The following is a 23,055-nucleotide window of genomic DNA, read 5'->3' as shown; positions in this document are numbered from 1 at the left end:
ATGACACATGAAACGATGAAGCGAAGAGATTATTTAAAAAAAATCGTATTGGGGTCTGTGTTACCCCTGAGTATGAAAGGGTACGGATTGGGAAGTCTAACGCATTCTTTTTTTGAGGGGCCACAACCTGTTAAGTTCGAAAGTGACTGGCATCTTTGGGAAGATATGAGCTGGGCAGGTCCGGAATATTGGGGTAACCGTTTACAGGATTGGAAGATAGAAAATGGGAAATTGGTTTGCGATCATACCGGTATGTTTCGCACGTTACACGTATTAACGTTTCAAAATGCTGATGGAAAGGCTCCATTGAAATGTAGTGTACGAGTAAATCGAATTAACGGATCGGTCAATAATTATTCCCAGGGTTGTGTCGGTTTTTTATTGGGAGCCAAGGGCCCTTTTGATGATTACAGGTCTGCAGCTGTATTTGGCAAAGGACTCCAGATCGGATTAACTCCTAAAGGCACTTTGAAGGTCGGAGATAAACAGTATGATACAGTATTACAGGGCATTCCGGAGGAATTCTTCTTAGAATTTCAATCAATACCTGTCACTTCCGGAAATATGGCCAGTGTAAAGGTCGTCGATAAATCCGGAAAAATTTTAGCCGAAAAATCATCGATCTCCTTAACAGAAAATGAACTTTCCGGAAATCTGGCCTTACTGGCAGATTTTGGAGAAAAGAAAATAGAAGAGCAGGAGCTACCTTCCATAGCATTTGAGCATTGGCATATTGAATCTTCTGCTCTATATGTCAATCATTCGAATCTTTTTGGTCCGATCTGTTTTGCACAATATACGCTTCATGATAAAATATTAAAGATCACCGGGCAATTAGCACCAATTGAACGCCTTCTGAAACATAAGGTAATTCTCGAGTTTAAAAGGAATGGAAAATGGGAGATCTTCGAAACTACCAGACTGGTACATTCCGGCAGGGCGGTGAATTTCAGGATTTCGGATTGGGAAGAAACATCAGCGATTCCTTACCGTTTACGAGTGGAAATTCCGGTTGGGAAGGAGCTGTATGATTACATTTATGAAGGTACGATCGCCAAAGAACCTGCCATGGAGGATAAACTGAAGGTAGCCGTTTTCAGCTGTAATTTTCATTATGGATTTCCAGATAATGATATTCCTGAATCTCTGGAGAAACTGGAATACGATATGAGTGTTTTTCTGGGAGATCAATTCTACGAAGGTTCTGGGGGATACGGAGTTCAGTACTCCGGTGAGTATGATAAGATCTGTTTGGATTATTTGAGGAAATGGATGATGTTCGGCTGGTCATACCGGGAGATCTTCAGGCATAAACCCTGTGCGATCATTCCGGATGATCATGATGTGTTTCACGGAAATGTCTGGGGAGAAGAAGGAAAACCGGCCGATGTTGCTGATGGTTTTGGAGCCTCAGCCCAGGATAGTGGCGGCTATAAAATGCCTCCGGAATGGGTTAACATGGTTCAATTCACACAGACCAGTCATCTTCCCGATCCGGTGGATCCTCGTCCGGTTAAAAATGGAATAGGAGTATATTTTACAAACTGGAACTATGGAGGGATTAGTTTTGCCATCCTTGAAGACAGAAAATTTAAATCGGCACCGAAACACGTACTTCCGGAAGAAGCCGAAATATGGAATGGCTGGATCTTTAATGAAGATTTTGACATCAAAGAATATGGACATCTCGATGCTGAGCTTTTAGGCGAAAGACAGGAAGAGTTTTTGGAAGACTGGGCGGTAGACTGGTCGGAAGGTATTATGATGAAGGCCGTCTTATCGCAAACGAACTTTGCGACCGTAGCAACCTTACCAAAGGGAACCAAAGGAGATGATATCATTCCGAAGCTGTATATCCCGGAAAGAAACGAATATATTATGGGAGATGCTCCTACGGCAGATATGGATTCCAATGGATGGCCAAAGCAGAAAAGAGACAAGGCTGTTTCCATTATTCGAAAGGCACTGGCTTTCCATATAGCCGGGGATCAGCATCTGGGAAGTTTTATTCAGTATGGAGTGGAAGAGCATAAGGATGCCGGATTTGCTTTCGCAGGGCCCGCGCTGAACAATATATGGCCCCGAAGGTTCTGGCCCGAGACAAATCCTGAAAATCATACCCGAAATACACCGGCCTATACCGGAGATCATATCGATGGTTTCGGAAATCGATTTACGGCACTTGCTGTCGGTAATCCCTATAACAGGCATCGGCAACCCGAGACACTTTATAATCGTGCGAATGGTTTCGGACTGGTTGAATTTGACAAGAAGAAACGAACGATCACCACGTCCTGTTTTGAACGTTTTAAAGATCCTTTGAGTGAAGAGGGGCAATATCCCGGATGGCCGGTTACGGTGCGTCAGGAGGATAATTACCTGCTCCAGGCCAAACATTTCCTTCCATCTTTGCACTTTAAAAACAACCAAGAATTTCTGCCTGTAATCCAAATCCTGGATAATAACGAAAAACTTGTATATAGTTTGCGTATACCTGCAAATGAATACCAACCTCTGGTGAGGAAACCCGGAACCTACTCTATTCAGATCGATATTCCGGAAATTGGGTTCACGAAAAGGATTAATACACTTTTAGCCATGGAGGACCAGTTACAATTAAAAGTCATAGGAATCAAAGTCTGAATGATCAGAAATAAGTGATTTAGGTTAGATTTTCTCTTTTGTATGGACATTATCCTGATTTCTTGTAATTTAATGCAGACTTCAGGAACTGTATTCTTCAAATCACTTTTCAATGGCATTTTTAAAAGGAAAATGTTAAATCTTTATAAAAGTGGAAAAGAATTTTAAGGGAATATAAAGTTTCATGCGTTAGGCTACTGAAGACAAATTAATATTTACTCATAATAGTACTATGACAAAAATCAAAGCATACCAACCATGGCGAAAGCAATTATTCGGACTCCCTTTGTTGATGAGTCTTACTTTTGCTTCAGGTGTAGCTGGCCAGAGTGATCAGAATTCCACTTCCGGCAAGATTATTACACCTGACAATTACGACCGATGGGAATCTTCTCGAGGAGGGAAACTATCATCAGATGGAAACTGGATCAGTGTTGAGATCTCAAACCGGGGAGGAGATTATAAATTATTGCTCAGAGATCTTCAAAAGGAGAAGGATACCCTTATAATGAACAGTAGTAACGGTGTTTTTTCGGAAGACGGGAAATGGTTCCTCTATGTAAATGCAGTACCCGGTGAAGAAGTAAAAAAATTGAGGAAGAGTAAGAAACCTATTCCTTTGAAATATACATTGGTCGATCTGAGCTCATGGAAAACTGTAGAGTTTCAGGATGCTGATAATTTTCAATTCAGTCCTACGGGTAACTACCTTGCATATAAAAAAGGAAAGGATAAAAACAAAGTATTACTGATTAAAAACCTGGATACACAGAAGGAGGTTTCCTTTGGAAATGTGGAAGATTTTGCCTGGAAGGATGAGACTGATCTGTTAGCGATGACACTTTCTTCATCAGATAAGGAAGCAAATGCCCTTCAATTATTTGACCTGGAAAAAGGTATACTTCAGGTTCTTGATAAGGAACCGAAAGAGTATTCCGGATTGCGTTGGGTTAATGAGGGTGAAACTTTGGTCGTACTAACAAAGGTGGAAGATGACTCCTATGAGGAGGTGACTTTTAATATTCTTACCTGGAATGACCCGCAAAATGCAACTGATCCGGTGATCTTTGATCAGAAGTTGATGAGCGAATTCCCGGAAGGATATCGGGTGATGTCAGATAACCTGAGATTTTCTGAAGATGGAAAGCGTGTTTTCTTCAATATAATGGTGAGGAATGAAAAGGTGAACACAAAGGATAAGGAGCAGGAAGAAGTGGCTGAAAATAATGCTGATCACGGCTCAGTTGATCCGGCTCCATATACATTTCAATACGAGGAGGCACCGGCGGTTGATGTATGGAACAGTAAGGATCGGATGACGATAAGTCAGCAAAAAGCGAGCTCCTATAAAAGTAGTCGTACGCCACAGTTATGTGTGTGGTTCAGGGACAATGGTTCGATGAAAATTCTTGAGGATGAACTGACCGAACGTATTAATTTACAGGTGAATAATGATAGACTGATCGGCTATGACGGAACCCCTTATGATTTCGAAGCGATGTTTGGACGTCCCAGTACAGATATCTATTTGGTGGAGGTGAATTCCGGAGAAAAGAAAAAGCTATTGGAAGATGTTCATTCGGCTTTTACTGTGGATCCGAAGAACCGATACTTCGTGTACCTTAAAGATGATGCTTTACATCTATATGACCTGCAAAAAGAATCGTCTCTTAATGTAACGGAGGGGTTGAATATATCCTTTACAGACCATAATAATGATCACCCGGTACCGCAGCAACCAGCGTACGGGTTTGGGGGATGGTTTGAGAATGGAAAATCGTGTCTGCTTTATTCAGAATTCGATGTTTGGCAGTTATCTGTCAATGGTAAAATGAAGCGCCTTACTGATGGAGCTGCCTCCGGAATCGTTTATCGTGATGCTCAATACCGGTATTCAACGGAGCCGTTGAAAGATAAGGACCCGATATTTTTCAGCATGTTCAATGAAAATGACAAAAGTAGCGGATTAGCGAAATTGAAAAAAGATGGAACCGTAAGGACACTTATTTATGAACCGGAGAGCGTTGGTTTTGGAGGATATGATGAAGATAATGATATGATTACTTACTCTCGTTCGACCTACGAAAAGGCACCGGATATCTATGTGGCCGATTCCGATTTTAAGAGCTCTGAAAAGATTACCGCATTGAATCCGTTTCAATCGGAGTTCGCCTGGGGTAAAGCAGAATTGGTTCGATATACGAATGCGATGGGGAAGGAGGCTCAGGGAGTCTTGTATTATCCGGCGAACTACGAAAAGGGGAAAAAATACCCGATGATCACCTATATCTATGAAAAACTTTCCAGAAATCTGCACAGGTATATCACACCTGCGAAGAACGATTATTATAATACCACTATTTGGGTGCAGAACGGTTATTTCGTTTTTAATCCCGATATAGAGTTTGAAGCGGGAAATCCGGGAGTTTCTTCAACCCGTAATTTAGAACTTGCCGTAGCTTCTATTGTCGAAAAAGGAGATGTGGATGAAGAAAAGGTTGGCCTCATCGGCCATTCATGGGGAGGTTATCAGGCTGGTTTCGTACCTACCCAAACCGATATTTTTGCGGCTTGTGTTGCAGGAGCCGGACTAACCGATCTGATCAGTATGAATCTGGCGATCACACCTGGTTTCAGGGGGGCGCCTGAGAACAATCATTTTGAAGTAGGTCAGGAACGTATGGAAGTAGCTCCATGGGTTGATGCAGACCGGTATTTGAAAAATTCATCGGTTATGCAGATCGAGAAATTGAATACACCGCTTTTATTTGAAGTAGGAGATAACGATACCAATGTAAACTGGTCTCAGGGACTTGCTTATTATAATGCAGCAAGACGAGCCGGAAAAGATTTTGTTTTATTGGTATACGCTAAGGAAGGCCATGGCTTGAGAGAGGATAAGAATCGCATCGATTACCAGCAACGTATTCTGCAATGGTTCGGTCATTACCTGAAGGGAGAGCCTTCCCAGGACTGGATGGTGAAAAGTGTTCCTTATGATACACAGCAGACTGAACTTAAAAAAACCTATAAGTAATTCTTTGAATTATAACACCCCGGCTAACGAATAGATCCGGGGTGTTTTCTTTATCACCGCTATGTATGATGATTTGAATTTGGTTATCTTTACCCATTGTTAACCTCGCAAATCAATTCTATCCCGTGAAAGTCTTACCTTTTAAGATCCCGAAACAGGAACAACAATCGCTGGTTTACCAGGAAGACAGGGTTGATGTTTTCTATGATCAGCTCCATCAGCATGAGGAGATACAGATCAGTTATATTGTCAAAGGATATGGAAGCATCATTGTAGGGGATACGATCAGTAGTTATGAACCTAATGATGTGTTGGTCATCGGTGGTAATGTACCTCACGTTTTTAAAAGTGATCCGGACATGTCTCCGGATTCGGTAATGCTGACACTCTTCTTTACCAGAAATTCTTTTGGAAGAGATTTTTTCAATTCTCCTGAACTTCGTGAAATGGAGGCGTTCTTCAAAGAATCGGAATTAGGATTGATATTGCCTGCCTCTAAGAAGCTGGCGATCAGATTCAATAAATTACATCGGATGAACCGAATAAAGCGGGTTGCGTCTTTATTGAACATCATTGATACCATAATGAACGCTAAGCGAAGCAAACTGTCAACATTCGTTTACGGAAAGAAATACACGGATGATGAGGGTAAGCGTATGAGTGCGGTTTTCCAGCATGCCATGGAGAATTTTCATGAACAGATCAGTTTGGAAGAGATCGCTGAAAAAGCCAGCATGACCAGAAATGCTTTTTGCAGGTATTTTAAAAAGCGTACCAATAAAACCTTCTTTCAATTCCTGATCGAGATCAGGATCGAGAATGCCTGCAAGTTGCTTTATAAAAATAAAGATATGCCAATCGCATCGGTGGCTGAGCTTTGTGGCTTTCAGAACATAACGAATTTCAACCGAAAGTTTAAAGAACTGAAAGGGGTAACCCCTTCACAATACAGAAGTCAGTTCTGAAAATAAAAAAGGATGTCCATCCGGACATCCTCTCGTAAAAAACACACCTATAACTTGATAGGTAAACTAACTCCGGAATTATTAGTATCCGGGGTTTTGCTGTAAATTTGAATTTGTATTTAATTCTTCCAAACCTATAGGGAATAAGGTTGTATAATCACCTTTAGGGGTATGGTTATACCAGTTTTTTGTTTGATACACACCGAATCGGATTAGATCAGTTCTTCTTTTGGCTTCTGCGGCAAATTCCCACCCAAGTTCGTCGAGGAATCTACCGTAAGCTACCGGACTCTGGTCACCGGCTTCGTCGATACTTCCATCTTCAGCGAGCGTTCCATAGGCAACGGTCGTATCTCCACTCAGTTCTTCAGCAGTAACAACGGCATCTGCAGGATTGTCAAAAGATCGTTCACGTACAGTGGATACCAGTTCAGCAGCAGCCGCTCCCTGACCGGTACGAAGCAATGATTCAGCCTTCATCATGAGAACTTCTGTATAACGCATAAAAGGAAAATCGTTATTAAGCGCACCGGTTGCTCCCGGTTCGATCTGATATTTTCCACATCGGTATCCCTCGGTAAACTCACAGAAATAGATGCTTGGCATTTCCTTTACCAAAGTCATAACCACACTTCCATCGGAGGCATTTAGCTGGTCTCCCTGCAGCCAGGTATCAGTAAGTCTTTTGTCATTAGGATCATAACTATCGATAAATTGAGGATTACAGCTGGAGCCACCCCAAGGTTGAGATTCCATTCCAAATACCAATCTGTGATCTGGTAGTAACATCTTCATATGAGCGTTGAATTGACCTGCGTAGATCTGATCATAAGGAATAGCGAAAACCAGTTCCGCATTATTTTCATTTTGTGCACTGAAGATATCACTGTACGAGGAAGATAATGTGTATTGACCACTATTGATGATCATGTCACAGGCTTCGATACATTTTTGCCATTGTGCGGTACCTGTATATACTTCAGCATTCAGGTAAACCCGGGCAAGAATCTGATATGCGGTCCATTTGGTAACGCGACCATATGTAGACTGATCTACTTCTTCCGGTAAAGAAGAGATTACTGCACTCAGTTCAGAAACGATGAAATCATAGACTTCAGAACGACTACTCTGAACCGGTAGCTCGTCGGAATAGGATGCGATGATCGGTACATTTCCATGAGTGTCTACCAGCATGGAATAATACAAAGCTCTCAATGCTCTCATTTCTGCAATTATAGAAGTAGCCTGTTCTTCACTGACAGGAAGTTGTCCATTTTCAATTTGAAGAATTACCCGGTTTACACTGTTGATTCCATTGAAACAATTGATCCAGGTATTTCTCGGTTGCCACTGAGTATTATCCCAGTTGTGGAAGTGCATTCTTTTATAGGTTCCACCATCATCCCATCCATTCGGGCGGGTAGGAGTGACGATCATGTCTGCAGGTTCTTCCTGAACATCAAAATAACCCTGCCAGTCCATTACATATCGCAAGGGTGTGTATGCAGAGGCCATTACTGACACGATATCAGATTCTGCTGGAACAAAGGATTCTTCAGTAACTTCTGAAAATACTTCCTCGTCCAGGTCGGTACAGCCGGTAATTACCAGACTGAATACAGTCAAACTAAGAGCTAGTTTCTTAAGCGTATGGGTTCTGTATATTAAGGTTCTCATAGTTCTAATTTTTATAAGGTAAAGTTTAAGCCCACACTGAAAGTAGTGGTGGATGGATATTTATCTCTGTCGTCATTTCCCGGTGAAAGTCCGTCTCTGTTCACCTCCGGGTCGATCCCTTTGTAGCTGGTGAAGGTAGCAAGATTAAGTCCGGTCGCATAGATCCTGAAATCTTTGGCAAATTTCAATACATCCTTTGGTAACGTATATCCGATAGTCACATTATCGATCTTCAGGAAATCACCATCCTCAACATAATAACTAACATAACGCTGTACATCACTCAATACTGCCTTGCCATATACCTCGTCGAAGGCAGAGTCAAGAACATTATAGCTAATAGTTGGGTTTTCATAGAACATTCTTGAGAAGTTAAGAATCTGATAGTCAAAAGCTCCTCGGAGGTTTATGTTAAAATCCCAGTTTTTATAGCGCACGGTATTGTTCCAGCTGAAATAGCTTTTTGGCAATCCATTCCCTAGAACCTGACGGTCATCGGTAGAGGCTTCTGTTGCCGGAATGATTTCACCATCCGGGGTTTCGATGAGCCATATACCATCTTCTGTAATATCCACACTCTTCCATCCGAAGAAATTCCCGATAGGCTGTCCTTCCTGAACACGGTGAGTACTGATCTGGATCGGTTCTCCTGTATAGCCTTCATCGAAGAAATCATTGGTAAGTTGGAATTCATCATTTGATAAAGAAACGATCTCATTCGTATTGGTGGAATACGTCAGGTTTGCGGTCCAGTTGAAGTTCTCAGTCTGGAATGGTGTAACATTTAGAAGGAATTCAAGACCGGTATTCTTAACTTCTGCAACGTTTGCTGCTATGGTTCCATAAAAATACGGCGGGGTTGGTACACTGTAATTGTAAAGTGCGTCGTTCGTACGTCTGTTGTAATAGTCGATAGACCCTGTGATTCTGTCACTAAGTATTCCAAAATCAAGTCCGATATTGATTTCTTCCTTTTTTTCCCATTTCAGGTCAGGATTCGCATTTCTTGAAGGGATCAGTGATCGAATCCATTGTCCGTTATAAAGAAAATAGCTCCCGTAATTAAGTCCGCTCAGTGATTGGTAATTAGCTCCCGCATTGATTCCGGTAACACCAAAACCGGCACGAAGTTTTAAATTGGTTAACCACGTGGCACTTTCCATAAATGATTCGTTGTTGATTCTCCATCCGGCAGAAACTCCAGGGAAATACCCCCATTTGTTATCTTCCCCGAAACGAGAAGATCCTTCTCGTCGTAAACTTGCCATCAACAGGTAACGATCATCGTAATTGTAAGTGACACGGGTAAAGAATGCGATAAGTTTGTCTGAGTTCTTATAGCTGCCCATTCCGGCTTCTCCTTCCTGTAATCCCTGACCACTTCCGATATTGTTATAGGTAAAACCATCCGTCGGAAAACGTCTGTTGGTAGCCCAGAAACCTTCATTGGTATTATCTTCATAGTTGTATCCAAGCAGACCAGTAAAACGATGATCACCAAAAGATTGGTTGTAATCCAGTGTAAACTGACCGTAATTACCAACATAATCATCGGTTCCTCTCGAAGCGAACCCATCCTGGCCGTATTTTACGGTTGATACATGGTTCTTTGTTTGATAGAATCCTCGGATATTCGAATTCCCCTTTCGGGTATATAGTCCTTTCACAGAAAGATGATCATTGAAGTCATAAGTCAGGGAAGCATCGAACCTTACATTTCTGTAACGATTCATCCCTATGGTCTCTTCGATATAACCTACAGGGTTGTCATAAAAATAAACATCGCGTTCAAACCAGTTGCCTTCCTCGTCCTTAACCGGTTCTGTGGGGTTACGAATCAAAGCCTGACGGTAAATGTACGGGTTGAAACTAGTTCCGTCTCCAAGTGCATTGAATTGTTGTTCACTCACGATGATCCCCATGTTGGCTTTCAGTTTATTGTCGAACATGGCATGATTCACATTGACTCTTCCGGTATATTTCTTATTGTCGGATTTCAGGAAGATACCTTCGATATCCCTGTAGTTTACCGATGCGGTCAGGTTGGTTGTTTCATTACCACCTCTCAGGATCAGGTTATGCACCTGGCTATAGGCATTTCTGGTGATCTCATCCACCCAGTCAGTGCTGCTGCCGAAATCTTCGAAATTCGCTCCGTTAAAAGTATACCCCTCATCCCATTTCTGACGAAGTTCATCGGCATTTAGAAAATCCATTTCGTTGGCAATGATCGACATCGAGGCATATCCGTTGTATTCAATGGTAGGTTTCATATTATAGGCCCCGGATTTTGTAGTAATGATGATCACACCATTCGTTCCACGAGTACCATAGATCGCTGTTGCAGAACCATCCTTTAAAACATCAATGGATTCGATATCTTCCGGTGCCACGGTATTCAAACTTCCCGGTACTCCATCTACAAGAACCAAGGGGCCTGTACCCCCGGTAAGAGAGGAAATACCTCTTAGTTTGATCTGTGATCCTGCAGTAGGGTCTCCCGAAGGGGTTGAAATCGTTAAACCGGCAACCTTACCTTGTATTAGTTGCGCAGCATCCTTAACGTTACCCTGTATGAAATCTTCTGATTTTACGGTTGCTACTGCACTGGTCACATCTGCTTTTTTCTGCGTACCGTAACCGATCACCACCACTTCGTCGAGTTCCTGAGTGTCTTCCGCCATTGTGATTTCCAGGAAGGTTTGACCGTTAACAAGGACTTCCTGAGTTGTGAATCCAATATAGGAAACGATCAGAATTGCTGTTTCTGAGGAGGTTGTGATCTCAAAATCCCCGTCAAATCCGGTTGAGATTCCGTTAGCTGTAGTGCCTTTTTCGATAATGGTTGCTCCGGCAATCGGAATGCCGTTCTGATCTTTAACTACTCCCTTTACCGTTTGCTGAGCAAATGTGTAAAGCGATAGTAACATCATAAATAAAGTAATAGGAACATGCCTGTTGCCAAATCTCGGGAACCCCGGAGATCTGTACTTGTAATTGGTTAGTTTCATCTGTTAAGTTTATAGTTTATACTCAAAAATGTAGGTGTGTAATAGAAGTGTTTTTGAAGGATTAATAATAATTGTTAGTGTTTAGTGTTTTTTTAACACTTGTAAAATTAGAATTAATAGATGCGGGAATTATGGTAATATTAGCAGATGATGGTACTATATTAGCAATTAGACGTGTTTTAGCAGGGCTGACAACCCTATTTGGCGCAAACGTTGTCGTGAAACGGGTGTTTTGGGATAGTATTTATAGTGCTTTTAAGATGTACATATATATGGCTGAATCTCAGTTAATATGACTTCTGCTTTATTTCATGTATAAGAGGGTACTCAATTAGGAGACTAGTGGTGTACCAATAAAGGGTCAAGGGTAATATTTTACTGTTTAGAACCGATAGGTTTTTGGGATGTAAAGTGGTTATTGAGTTTTAATGTAAATTTTGGGCTATAAATTCAAGAGAATCTTAAAAGCGGACAAACAATAAGTGTTGGGGGTAATATAATATTAGTATCAGCTAATATGTTGTAAAATGCCTTTAACCTTATTTAATAATTTTACTACAATCTTTTACTATGAAAAATTTACGCCTAAAAATATGTGTAATTTTAACACTTATAATTAGTGTTAACATTCTCAGTGCCCAGGGAACTCTGGATGACTATCAAAGAGCAAATAACATCGACTCTCTTTTTGAAGATAAGGTTTTTAATATACCACGCTCATTTAACTGGAACAATGACCATTTATTATGGTATGTTAATAATACCTCTGAAGGTGACATTTATATGTTGGTGGATGCCGAAAAGTCGTCTCGTAAAGTGGCCTTTGATCATAAAAAACTGGCAGGGAAGCTTTCTGAACTTTATAAGGAAAAGGTTGATCCGTTTCGGTTGAAGTTAAGATCGTTGGATTTTACCGGTAAGGGTTATTTTACTTTCGAAGATGATAGTTTGAAGCTGAAGTGTAAGCTTCCTTCCTATAAGCTTGAGGTCACAGGAAAGGTCGATAAAAATAATTGGAATCGTGGTTACTGGGGGAATTTTTTCGATGAGCAAGGAGGTAAGCCGGTTCCTTCTCCAGATAAAAAAATGACCGCTTTTATCAGGAATAGTAATGTATATGTAAAAGATAATCAGTCAAAAGAAGAGTGGCAACTAAGCTATGATGGCTCGACGGGATTTTATTATTCCAGCCATGTGCAATGGTCTCCCGACGGGAAAAAACTGATGGCATATAAAGTTAGACCGGGGGAAGATCATAAGATTTACTTCGTTTCTTCCAGTCCTGAAGATCAGCTCCAGCCAAAACTGGAATCCAGAGATTACCGTAAGCCGGGCGATGTAGTACCTTTCAGAAGTCCGCAGCTTTTCGATGTCGCCACTAAAAAACAGCTAGTGGTGCCAACAACCTTGTTTGATGAACAATTCAATCTGGGCAGATTTCAATGGAGAAAAGACAGCCGAGCCTTTACTTTTGAATATAACCAACGCGGTCATCAGGTATATAAAGTCTTGGAAGTAAATGCGACTACCGGAAAGGTTTCCGTTTTAGTAGAGGAGCAGAGTAAAACCTTTATCGATTATAGCGGGAAAGTATATCGTCATGATGTCAATGATGGTGAATCGATCATCTGGGCTTCGGAAAGAGATGGATGGAATCACCTATATCGATTTGACGGTACTACCGGAAAAATGATCAATCAGATCACAAAAGGCAATTGGCCTGTTAGAGAGGTGATCAAAGTGGATGATGAGGCTCAGCGAATCTATTTTGTAGCAAGCGGACTCGACAAGGATCAGGATCCTTACCTCACGCATTATTGTAGTATTGCATTCGACGGATCAGATTTTAAACGATATACCACAGAGAACGCAAATCATTCTGTCAACTTTTCAGAAAAGAATAGCTATTATGTCGACCAGTATTCCCGTGTCGATATGGCACCGGTGACCGTGTTGAAGGATGCAAAGTCCGGAAAGGTGGTCATGCAGTTGGAGAAGGCTGATATCAGCCGTCTGGAAGCAGTCGGATGGAAGGCTCCTGAAGTATTTTCAGCAAAGGGCCGTGATGGTGAAACCGATATTTGGGGAATTATTATCAGACCTGTTAATTTTTCTCCTGAAAAATCATATCCGATCATAGAATATATCTATGCAGGGCCACATAGTTCTTTCGTTCCAAAATCTTTCAGTGCCTATAATTCCAGAATGCATCCATTGGCAGAGCTGGGATTTATCGTCGTACAGATCGATGGAATGGGAACCTCTAATCGTTCAAAGGCTTTTCATGATGTTTGCTGGAAGAATCTTAAAGATGCCGGTTTTCCGGATCGCAAACTATGGATGAAAGCAGCGGCAGCAAAGTACCCCTATATGAACATCGATAAAGTGGGTATTCGCGGAACCTCGGCAGGAGGTCAGAATGCAGCTGCTGCATTGGTTTTTAATTCAGATTTTTATGATGTTGCCGTGGCTTCCTGTGGCTGTCATGATAATCGAATGGATAAGATATGGTGGAATGAACAATGGATGGGATATCCGATTGGTCCGCAATATGCTGAATGTTCCAATATAGAGAATGCCGCTCAAATGGAAGGTAATCTCATGTTGATCGTGGGAGAAGTGGATGATAACGTTGATCCGGCATCCACCTATCAGTTCGCTAATGCACTGATCAAAGCCAATAAAGACTTTGAGTTGATCACCGTACCGGGAATGGGACATTCTTCGGGAGGAACATTCGGTGAAAGAAAACGAAGAGACTTTTTTGTGAAACATCTGTTAGGTGTTAATCCGCCCAAATGGAGTGAAGTTTATCACGATTGATCGTTGTAAAATCAACAATCCTTGTTCAAAAAAAACGATTTTCATCCCGGTTTGGAACTAACCTTTCGCGATATCCGGTGATGATAAAATAATATTGAATTAATCAAACGTTGAGAGCGTCATAAAATAGGCTGAACACGATATAATTAAGTTAACCACCAAACACTTTTTACCATGTTGAAAAGCATAATATACAGACTACTTATTCTGGTCGCTTTTGTTTCCTGTACTGATTCAGAGAAAGAGAAGATCGTTCCTATGTCAGAAATATCCATAGACGCCAGATCTTCGGGATGGGAAACTGAATACTGGAGTAATCAGGAGCATTATGCAGATTCGGCTTCCGCGCGTTCAGATTCCCGAACATTGAGTATATCATCAGATACACTCGCTTTTGATAAGTGGTATAAAAAGATTAATGCAACTCCGTATAGCCGATACAGAGTGACTGGTTTTATTCGTACTGAAGGAGTTACCGGAGTAAATGAAAAAACGGGTGCAGCGATCTCGATCAATGGGGTGAAAAGTGAACCACAGGTCTACAAAGGGAATACCGATTGGACCCCTGTAACCATCGAATTCGAGACAGGTGGGGAGGATAGTTTTATTATTGAATGTTTACTTGGAGTTACAGGCCCTGCAAAAGGGAGTGTTTGGTTCGAAGATATTAAGCTTGAACAACTCGCACAAGAGGAATTAGCTCCGAAGATCAGTATTTCCTTAAAGAAGGAAAGCGAACCAATGTCTCCCTATATATACGGACAATTCATCGAACATATGGGAAGATGTATCTATGGAGGGATGTGGGCAGAAATGTTAAAGGACCGTAAATTTTATTATGTGCCGGGTGGCTCTGATTCCCCCTGGGATATCAATATCGATACTTCAGCGGTAGGATTTGACCGTACCCATGGTTATTCAAAAGGAGATATTCCGGTTTTTTCATTAAACGAAGACGGCATTGAACTCCTGCAGGATTCTCTGGCGGTTTTTACCGGTATGAAATATGACGGAAGAATAACTTTAAGTGTCGATGGTGAGATTTCAGATCTTAAAATCAGTCTTATGACCGGTGATAAAGTAGCAGAAGTTGAACCTGAGATTAACGGTAGCGGAGTTATTAAGGTGCCTTTTACTTTAAAAGCAGGAGAGACTACTGAAAATGCAGTGTTTAAAATTGAAGCCAAAGGAAGTGGTCGACTGACGTTAGCAGCAACTTCCCTGATGCCTGCAGATAATATAAAGGGATTTCGAAAGGATGTTATCGCTTTGATGAAAGAATTGAATTCACCTATTTACAGATGGCCTGGTGGAAATTTCGTCTCAGGATATGATTGGAAAGATGGTTTAGGAGACCCTGATACGAGACCTACTAAATATGAACGGGCATGGAACGGACTCGAATTCAATGATGTTGGTATACATGAATTCATGGAATTATGTAAGATACTGGGAGCAGAAGCCAATGTTGCAGTGAATACAGGATTGGGAACGGCTGAATTGGCTCGAACAGAGGTTGAATATTTCAATGGTGATGTTAGTACTCCGATGGGGAAATGGCGTGCAGAAAACGGTCGCTCCGAACCATATGGGGTAAAGTTATGGGCTGTGGGAAATGAGATGTTTGGCGATTGGCAATTGGGTCATATGCCGATAGAAGATTATGTGAAGAAACATAACGAGGTCGCAGAAACCATGTGGAAAGCAGATCCTGATATCGAATTGATCGGTGTTGGGTATCCGGGTCACTGGAATGATATGATGTATGAGAATTGCGCCGAAAATATGACCTATATCAGTGAACATTTTTACAAACAGGATTGGCATGCAGGGGGGTTGCTTACCCATGTGAAACAGATTCCTGATGTGATTCGTGAAGTAGCAGAAGAACATCGCAGATGCAGAGAAGAAATTCCGGGGATAGCTGATAAGAATATTAAAATTGCGATGGATGAATGGAATTATTGGTATGGTCCACATGTGTATGGGTTATTGGGTACACGTTATTTTTTACGTGATGCTCTGGGAATTGCTGCAGGTATTAATGAATTTTCAAGACAGTCGGATATTTATTATATGGCGAATTATGCTCAAACGGTAAATGTGATCGGGGCGATAAAAACAACACCTACGGGTTCTTGGCTGGAAGGTACAGGACTGGTGTTAAAACTATACAGAAATGAATTTGGAACGCGACCTGTTGCCGTAAGCGGAGATCTTCGACCGCTGGATATTGCCGCTACCATAACAGAAGACGGGAAATATCTCACCGTTTCAGTGATTAATGCCACCCTGCAGGAGTTTCCGGTTGCTTTAAATATCGAAGGAGAGAATTTTAAAGAATCCGGATTGCGATATACCATTACCGGTGCAGATGATATGATCTTTAATGATGAAGACCATCCTGAGAATATCTATATCGAAGAAACGTCGGTAACCATGGAAGGAAATAAGCTTTCAGTTCCGGCAAAAAGTGCCAACATATATAAGTTTGAGTTAGTTAAATAACGGAAAGAAATCATGATGAAAAAGAATAAATACAGCATGTTCGCTGCCTTGATGGTCGCATTGGGAACTTGTACCGTACAGGCTCAGGATTACTGGGATAATGTTAAAAAGAGGCCTTCGACCTTAGGACTCGAAAAGGGATACACCGATTTTGAGGTGGGCGGATTGAAACTTACACTGGTTAATGCCTCTCAAACCGTAGCCGGATTAAAACCACTAAATGAGCCAACTTTCGATTTTACTCCATCCGATCGACTGGAGATCAGAGATAAGGATACTTTATATCAACTGGGCGATCTTAATTTCAGGCTTCGAACCACTAATGGTGATTGGAAATCCTATTCAACCTCTTATAAAAGAGGGGCGGTTAGTCCGCTGGAAGTAAAAGGAGCTACCTTAGCTGCAGCTGATCTTACGGGAACCTTACCTTCAGGTTTGCCGGTTCGTATCGAACGCTATTATGAAAAGGAGGGAAATCATTTGGTTATGCGTTTTGAGATCAGTAATATTTCAGAACAGGAAATAGAGATAGGAGCCTTAGGGATACCTATGATCTTCAATAATATTCTGGAAGGAAAATCTCTTGATGAAACTCATGCTCAAAATGTGTTCTTTGATCCCTATATAGGAATGGATGCAGGGTATCTTGAAGTAAAGCGCTTAAGTGGTAAAGGACCATCATTATTGGTGATGCCGGAGGAAAATATGCCATTTGAAGCCTATCGTCCATTATTGGATGATCCTACCAGACGCAGTATCGTATTTGAAGGCTTTCATGAGTGGATGGCCTATAGTAAAGCCTATGCAGATTCGGATTGGGAGGGAGTCAACCAATGGAATTCGCCATCTTCATTAACATTGGCACCGGGAGAAAGCAAGAGCTTCAGTATAAAATTAGTGGTGACAAACGGACTCCGTGATATACAGGATAAACTAGAAGCAGAAGATCAACCGGTTGCCGTAGGTGTTCCCGGCTATGTACTGCCTATGGATGTAACCGGAGCGTTATATCTGAATTATGGTCATTCCGTAAAAGATATTTCGGTGGTTCCTGCCAATGCACTGACTCTTAAAAAATCTTCCAGAAAGATAAAAGGATATACCGTATATGATGTAGCAGGTAACACATGGGGAAGAGCCAGGGTTACTATAAATTATAAGGACGGTAAAAAGCAAACGGTCAATTATAAAGTGATTAAATCTGAATCAGAAACCGTTAAGGATTTTGGTCATTTTCTCACCACAGAACAATGGTTCGATGATAAGGATGATCCTTTCCACAGAGATCCTTCTGTGATCAGTTATGATTATGAAACGAAAAAGCAAGTGACTCAGGATAGCAGAGCCTGGATCTGTGGGTTAAGCGATGAAGGTGGAGCCGGAGGCTGGCTTGGAGCGATTATGAAACAATTGATCCAACCGGATGCTCAGGAGATCGCAAAGTTGGAGCAGTTTGTTGACGGTACGCTATGGGGAGATCTTCAATATACAGAAGGGAAGAATAAATGGGGTGTTCGTAAAAGTGTATTCTTTTATGAGCCTGACAGTATGCCTGCGGGAACCTACAGTGACACTATCAACTATAAAACCTGGGCTGCATGGAATAAAGAACATGCCGGAGACCCGGGAAGATCTTATAATTATCCTCATGTCGCTGCAGCACATTGGGTGATGTACAGACTGGCTCGCAATTATGTTGGTTTGGTAGATAATCACTCCTGGGAGTGGTACCTGACAAATGCCTATAAAACTACGGTGGCCATGGTTGAGCTGGCACCATATTATGCGCAATTCGGTCAAATGGAAGGTTCTGTATTTTTAAGTATACTGGAAGATCTCAAGCATGAAGGCTTAACAGAAATGGCGGAAGATCTGGAAAAAAGAATGAAAGTACGTGCTGATCACTGGGAGTCTCTAAACTATCCTTTTGGTAGTGAGATGCCATGGGATTCAACCGGTCAGGAAGAAGTTTATATGTGGTCAGATTACTTTGGATATGATAATAAAGCCCAGATCACACTGAATGCGATCCTTGCTTATATGCCGGTGATGCCACACTGGGCCTACAACGGAAATGCAAGAAGATACTGGGATTTTCTGTATGGCGGAAAATTAAGCAGAGTCGAACGTCAGATTCATCATTATGGTTCGGCACTCAATGCAATACCGGTAATGAAAGCATTTAGGAATAATCCGGAAGATTTTTATTTGCTTCGGGTTGCCTATGGAGGTTTATTGGGAGGTATTTCTAATATCACTCAGGACGGTTTCGGACCTGCAGCATTCCATTCATTTCCTTCAACATTGGAAATAGATTATTTATCCGGGGATTACGGATCAGGATTTTATGGTTATGCAGTGAACTCGTCAACCGTAATTGCTGAAGATGATGCACTGGGAATTCAGGTGTTTGGTGGAAATGCGGTTAAAAAAGGTAAAGAGTGGACAATAGATTTGACCACCGCAGCAAGAAGCAAGGTTTTTATCGCTCCTGAGAACCTATGGATCACGATGGATGCCGGAACGATAAGATCGGTGGTGTATAATGAAAAAACAGGAGAAGTAAACCTGCAATTGAATGCTTCTGATGAATATACACCATATGCCTATATCAGAACGAACAAAGGTGAACTTTCTTTTCCTTCTGAAAGAGGAGCTTATAAGGTGAAACTTGAAAACGAGGTTAAGAATATCAGAATACAATAAGAGTTGGTTCTTATTATTTAGTTAGTTTGTTGCGCCCTTCAGTGATCATTTATGATCGCTGAGGGGTTTCTTCATAAAAAGATTACCTATTTTTAACCAACCTGAACTTAAAATTTAGACCAGTATGAAAAAACTAATGTTGCTGCTTTGTGGTTTGTTCCTGATACAAGGATACGGACAGGAAACAGTATTGACATCACCCGACAAAAAGATCACGGTATCGATTCCGGAAAACAAGGAATCCGGATTAACCATTGCATTAAACGGTAAGATCCTGGTAAGCGGGATTATGACCGGTTTGGAGATCGGGAAAGTTGGAAAACTCAATTTGTCATCCGGGAAATATAAACTTCAATCAGGTAAGGGGATGGATAGTTTTGTTGCCACAGTTCCTACCAAATTCGGGAAGGTTGAGATGCCATACCAGGAATTTGTATTGAAGTTTAGAAAATTCGATATAGAATTCAGAATTTATGATAATGGGGTAGCCTATCGATATGTAACTAATCAACGTTCGGATATCGAAGTGATCGATGAAGAATTATCTTTTGAAGTGAATTCGGAATTCAGCTGTTATCTGCCGGAGGAGCAGAGCCTGATCTCACATTTTGAAAATTACTATACATCAACAACACCTGCAGAAATTCCGGAAGGAACACTGGCTAATCTTCCGTTTTTGTTCACAGATGGGGAAGGGGTTAGCGTATCGGTAACGGAGTCGGATGTTTATGATTATCCGAACCTTTTTCTGAAAAAATCGGTTTCAGGAGGTTTTGAAAGTCATTTTCCAAATCATGTGCTCAAGATGAAAGACCTTCCTGCCGGGAAGGATCGACTTGAAGAAGTTGAAGAAGCAGCGCCTTATATAGCCGCCACGTCCGGAAAACGGAGTTTTCCCTGGAGAATATTTATGATCGCCTCCAGCGATGCTGATTTACTCACGAACAATCTGGTCTACCAATTGGCTTCTCCTTTAAAAATAAAGGATATTTCATGGATCAAACCCGGAAAGGTCGCCTGGGATTGGTGGAATGCCAATAATATCTATGGCGTTGATTTCGAATCCGGGTTGAATACAGAAACCTATAAATATTATATCGATTTTGCCTCTGAGTATGGTCTGGAGTATATCATTCTTGATGAAGGATGGTCGAAATCAACCTTAAACGTAATGGAGCCTAACCCGGATATCGATGTACAGGAACTCGTTAATTATGGTAAAGGGAAGAATGTAGGGATTATACTTTGGAGCCTCTGGAGACCTTTGGATGAGAATATGGATGCCTTGCTGACACAATACCGTGAATGGGGGGTGAAGGGAGTTAAAGTTGATTTTATACAACGCGCCGATCAGTATGTGGTGAATTTTTATGAAAGATTAGCGAAAACAGCTGCGTCTTATGAACTGCTTGTGGATTACCACGGTGCGTTCAAACCTTCAGGAATGCGAAAAGGGTATCCGAACATCATTAATTTTGAAGGTGTAAAAGGACTTGAAAATTGTAAATGGGAAGATAAGATCACCCCGGAACATGATCTGACCATCCCTTTTACACGCATGACTGCAGGGGTTATGGATTATACTCCCGGAGCAATGGATAATGCAAGCCGAACTAATTTTATCGATCGCTTTACGCGCCCGATGTCGATGGGGACCCGCGCACATCAAATGGCGATGTATGTAGTTTACGAAGCACCGCTTCAAATGCTGGCCGATTCACCTTCTAATTATTATAAAGAACCGGAGTGCACTAGCTTTATTTCACGGATTCCAACTACATGGACTGATACAAAAGTGATGGATGCTAAAATCGGTAAGCACCTGCTGCTAGCCAGAAAACATGGAGATGATTGGTATGTGGGCGGAATGAATGCAGGAGAAGGCATTCAGTTGAGTCTTGATCTTTCATTTCTTGAAGAGAATACCGGGTACACGATCGAATGGATCCAGGATGGTGTGAATAGTGATAAAATGGCAAAAGATTATACCTATAGTAAACAAGCCGTAACCAGAAATTCTAAACTCGATGTGTCTATGCATCGCGATGGAGGTTGGGTTGCGATCATATCCAGAAATTAAGCGTAAAAATTGCTATGAAAATGAAAAGAAGTCTATGCACACTCCTATTGGTAGTGGGCTTACTTGGAACTACATCTGTGCTTTGGGGACAAAAGTCCCCGATAATTACATACGAAGTTTCAATGCCGGATCCGGCAACCCATTTGTATGAAATGAAATTAAAGGTTACCGGAAATTCAAAAGACACCGTGATGCTTAAAATGCCGGGCTGGATGCCAGGATATTATCAGTTTCTCAATTACGGACAATTTGTTAAGGACCTTCATGCGAAAAATGGGAAAAAGGAACTTGAGATCTCACAGATAGATGTCAATACCTGGAAGATTGTGACCGGTGGTAGCGATTTTACAGTTACGTATAAGGTCTTAGCAGAAAAGGAATTTGTTGCAAATAGTTATCTGGATGAGAACAGAGCCTACATAGTGCCTACTAATAATTTTCTGTATACGGATGAATGGTTGCGAAATCCGGTGGAGATTACCATTGATCTGGAAAATAATCCTGCATGGAACAAGATCGCTACAGGTTTAAAGCAAATCAAAGACAACACCTATCTTGCTTCCGATTTTGATATCCTGTATGATAGTCCTATACTGGTTGGAGACCTCGAAGTATTACCTTCTTTTGAAGTGCAGGGTATAAACCATCGATTTATGGGGTATAAGATGGGAGAATTTGATGCCGAACCCTTTTTGAAAAAATTAAAAGGAGTAGTGGAAGCAGCAGTATCGATCATGGGTGACATTCCCTATGAAGAATATACCTTCATCGCGATAGGTCCGGGTAGAGGAGGAATCGAACATCTAAACAATACTACCGTTAGTTTTGACGGTAGTCAGCTTCAAACCGCAGAAGGTATGAACCGAATGTTGAATTTTCTCGGGCATGAATACTTCCATCATTTTAATGCAAAAAGAATACGACCTTATGAATTAGGTCCTTTTGATTATAGTCAGGAGAATCGAACCAATCAATTATGGGTAATCGAAGGACTCACGGTGTACTATGAATATATCATCGCAAAGATGTCCGGAGCCATTACCGAAGACGTTTTTTTTGACGACTTCAATCATCACATCAATACCTTGCAGAACAATCAGGGCAGGAAATGGCAAACCTTGGCACAGTCAAGTTATAATACCTGGAGTGACGGTCCTTTTGGCACGATGAACGTAGAGAAAGGAAAAACCATCAGTTATTATAACAAAGGACCGGTGGTAGGCTTGCTACTGGATTTCGCGATCAGGAATGCTACGCAAAATGAAAGGTCTTTGGATGATGTGATGCGACTACTCTATAACCGATATTATAAGGCAGAAGGAAGAGGGTTTACAGATGCAGAATTGCAGCAGACCTGTGAGCAAATTGCGGGTAAATCTTTGAATGGCATTTTTGAATATGTCTTTTCTACAACGGAGCTGGATTATGATACCTATTTAGGATATGCCGGATTGCGATTGGAAAGAGGCATGGATAATGATATAGAAACGTATAGACTCGTGAAAGTGGAAAATCCTTCGGTATTGCAGAAAAAGATTTTAAAATCCTGGCTGCATGAAAATTAAGGAAAGGTTTTTTCCCTTTAATAGCTGAAATATTTTCATA

General features: G+C 41.4%; 10 protein-coding genes. 8 read left to right on the top strand and 2 right to left on the bottom strand.

Annotated features, from left to right (window positions below; genetic code table 11):
* The 3 genes from DMZ48_RS08765 to DMZ48_RS08755 all read left to right on the top strand — a co-directional run bounded on the left by DMZ48_RS08765 (position 1) and on the right by DMZ48_RS08755 (position 6,645).
* Positions 1-2,643: a twin-arginine translocation pathway signal protein gene (locus tag DMZ48_RS08765; RefSeq protein WP_242009162.1), complete on the top strand. Its 2,643-nt coding sequence runs from the start codon at positions 1-3 to the stop codon at positions 2,641-2,643.
* Positions 2,644-2,875: 232 nt separating this feature from the next.
* Positions 2,876-5,680, top strand: coding sequence for an alpha/beta hydrolase family protein (locus DMZ48_RS08760; protein WP_143954760.1), 2,805 nt, complete (start codon positions 2,876-2,878; stop codon positions 5,678-5,680).
* A gap of 125 nt (positions 5,681-5,805) precedes the next feature.
* Positions 5,806-6,645 carry an AraC family transcriptional regulator gene (locus DMZ48_RS08755; RefSeq protein ID WP_143954759.1) on the top strand — a complete coding sequence of 280 codons (840 nt, stop codon included), beginning with the start codon at positions 5,806-5,808 and terminating at the stop codon, positions 6,643-6,645.
* A gap of 81 nt (positions 6,646-6,726) precedes the next feature.
* Here the strand turns inward: DMZ48_RS08755 and DMZ48_RS08750 are convergent, their stop codons facing one another.
* Together DMZ48_RS08750 and DMZ48_RS08745 are read right to left on the bottom strand one after the other, a co-directional pair.
* On the bottom strand, positions 6,727-8,322 hold the full coding sequence (locus DMZ48_RS08750) for a RagB/SusD family nutrient uptake outer membrane protein (protein ID WP_143954758.1): 1,596 nt from the start codon (positions 8,320-8,322) through the stop codon (positions 6,727-6,729).
* Positions 8,323-8,333: 11 nt separating this feature from the next.
* Positions 8,334-11,333 carry a SusC/RagA family TonB-linked outer membrane protein gene (locus DMZ48_RS08745; RefSeq protein ID WP_143954757.1) on the bottom strand — a complete coding sequence of 1,000 codons (3,000 nt, stop codon included), beginning with the start codon at positions 11,331-11,333 and terminating at the stop codon, positions 8,334-8,336.
* A 570-nt stretch (positions 11,334-11,903) separates the two neighbouring features.
* On the opposite strand from DMZ48_RS08745, the gene DMZ48_RS08740 reads away from it, so the two are divergent.
* From DMZ48_RS08740 to DMZ48_RS08720, 5 genes are all read left to right on the top strand, one after another.
* The gene (locus DMZ48_RS08740) at positions 11,904-14,156 is read left to right on the top strand and encodes a S9 family peptidase (RefSeq protein ID WP_143954756.1); all 2,253 of its coding nucleotides are present in this window, start codon (positions 11,904-11,906) and stop codon (positions 14,154-14,156) included.
* Positions 14,157-14,330: 174 nt separating this feature from the next.
* Positions 14,331-16,664, top strand: coding sequence for an alpha-L-arabinofuranosidase C-terminal domain-containing protein (locus DMZ48_RS08735; RefSeq protein WP_143954755.1), 2,334 nt, complete (start codon positions 14,331-14,333; stop codon positions 16,662-16,664).
* A gap of 12 nt (positions 16,665-16,676) precedes the next feature.
* Positions 16,677-19,370 (top strand): DUF5695 domain-containing protein, encoded by a 2,694-nt coding sequence (locus tag DMZ48_RS08730; RefSeq protein ID WP_338420300.1) that lies wholly within the window; start codon positions 16,677-16,679, stop codon positions 19,368-19,370.
* A 124-nt stretch (positions 19,371-19,494) separates the two neighbouring features.
* Positions 19,495-21,450, top strand: coding sequence for a glycoside hydrolase family 97 protein (locus tag DMZ48_RS08725; protein ID WP_143954754.1), 1,956 nt, complete (start codon positions 19,495-19,497; stop codon positions 21,448-21,450).
* Positions 21,451-21,470: 20 nt separating this feature from the next.
* Positions 21,471-23,015, top strand: a complete 1,545-nt coding sequence (locus tag DMZ48_RS08720; protein WP_162558691.1) for a M61 family metallopeptidase — start codon at positions 21,471-21,473, stop codon at positions 23,013-23,015.
* The last annotated feature ends 40 nt before the right edge of the window (positions 23,016-23,055 follow it).

This window comes from Robertkochia solimangrovi, assembly GCF_007279655.1.
In the GTDB taxonomy this organism is placed as follows: domain Bacteria; phylum Bacteroidota; class Bacteroidia; order Flavobacteriales; family Flavobacteriaceae; genus Robertkochia; species Robertkochia solimangrovi.
Note: the sequence above shows the minus strand (reverse complement) of the source record. Positions and strands in the feature narration are given on the sequence as shown.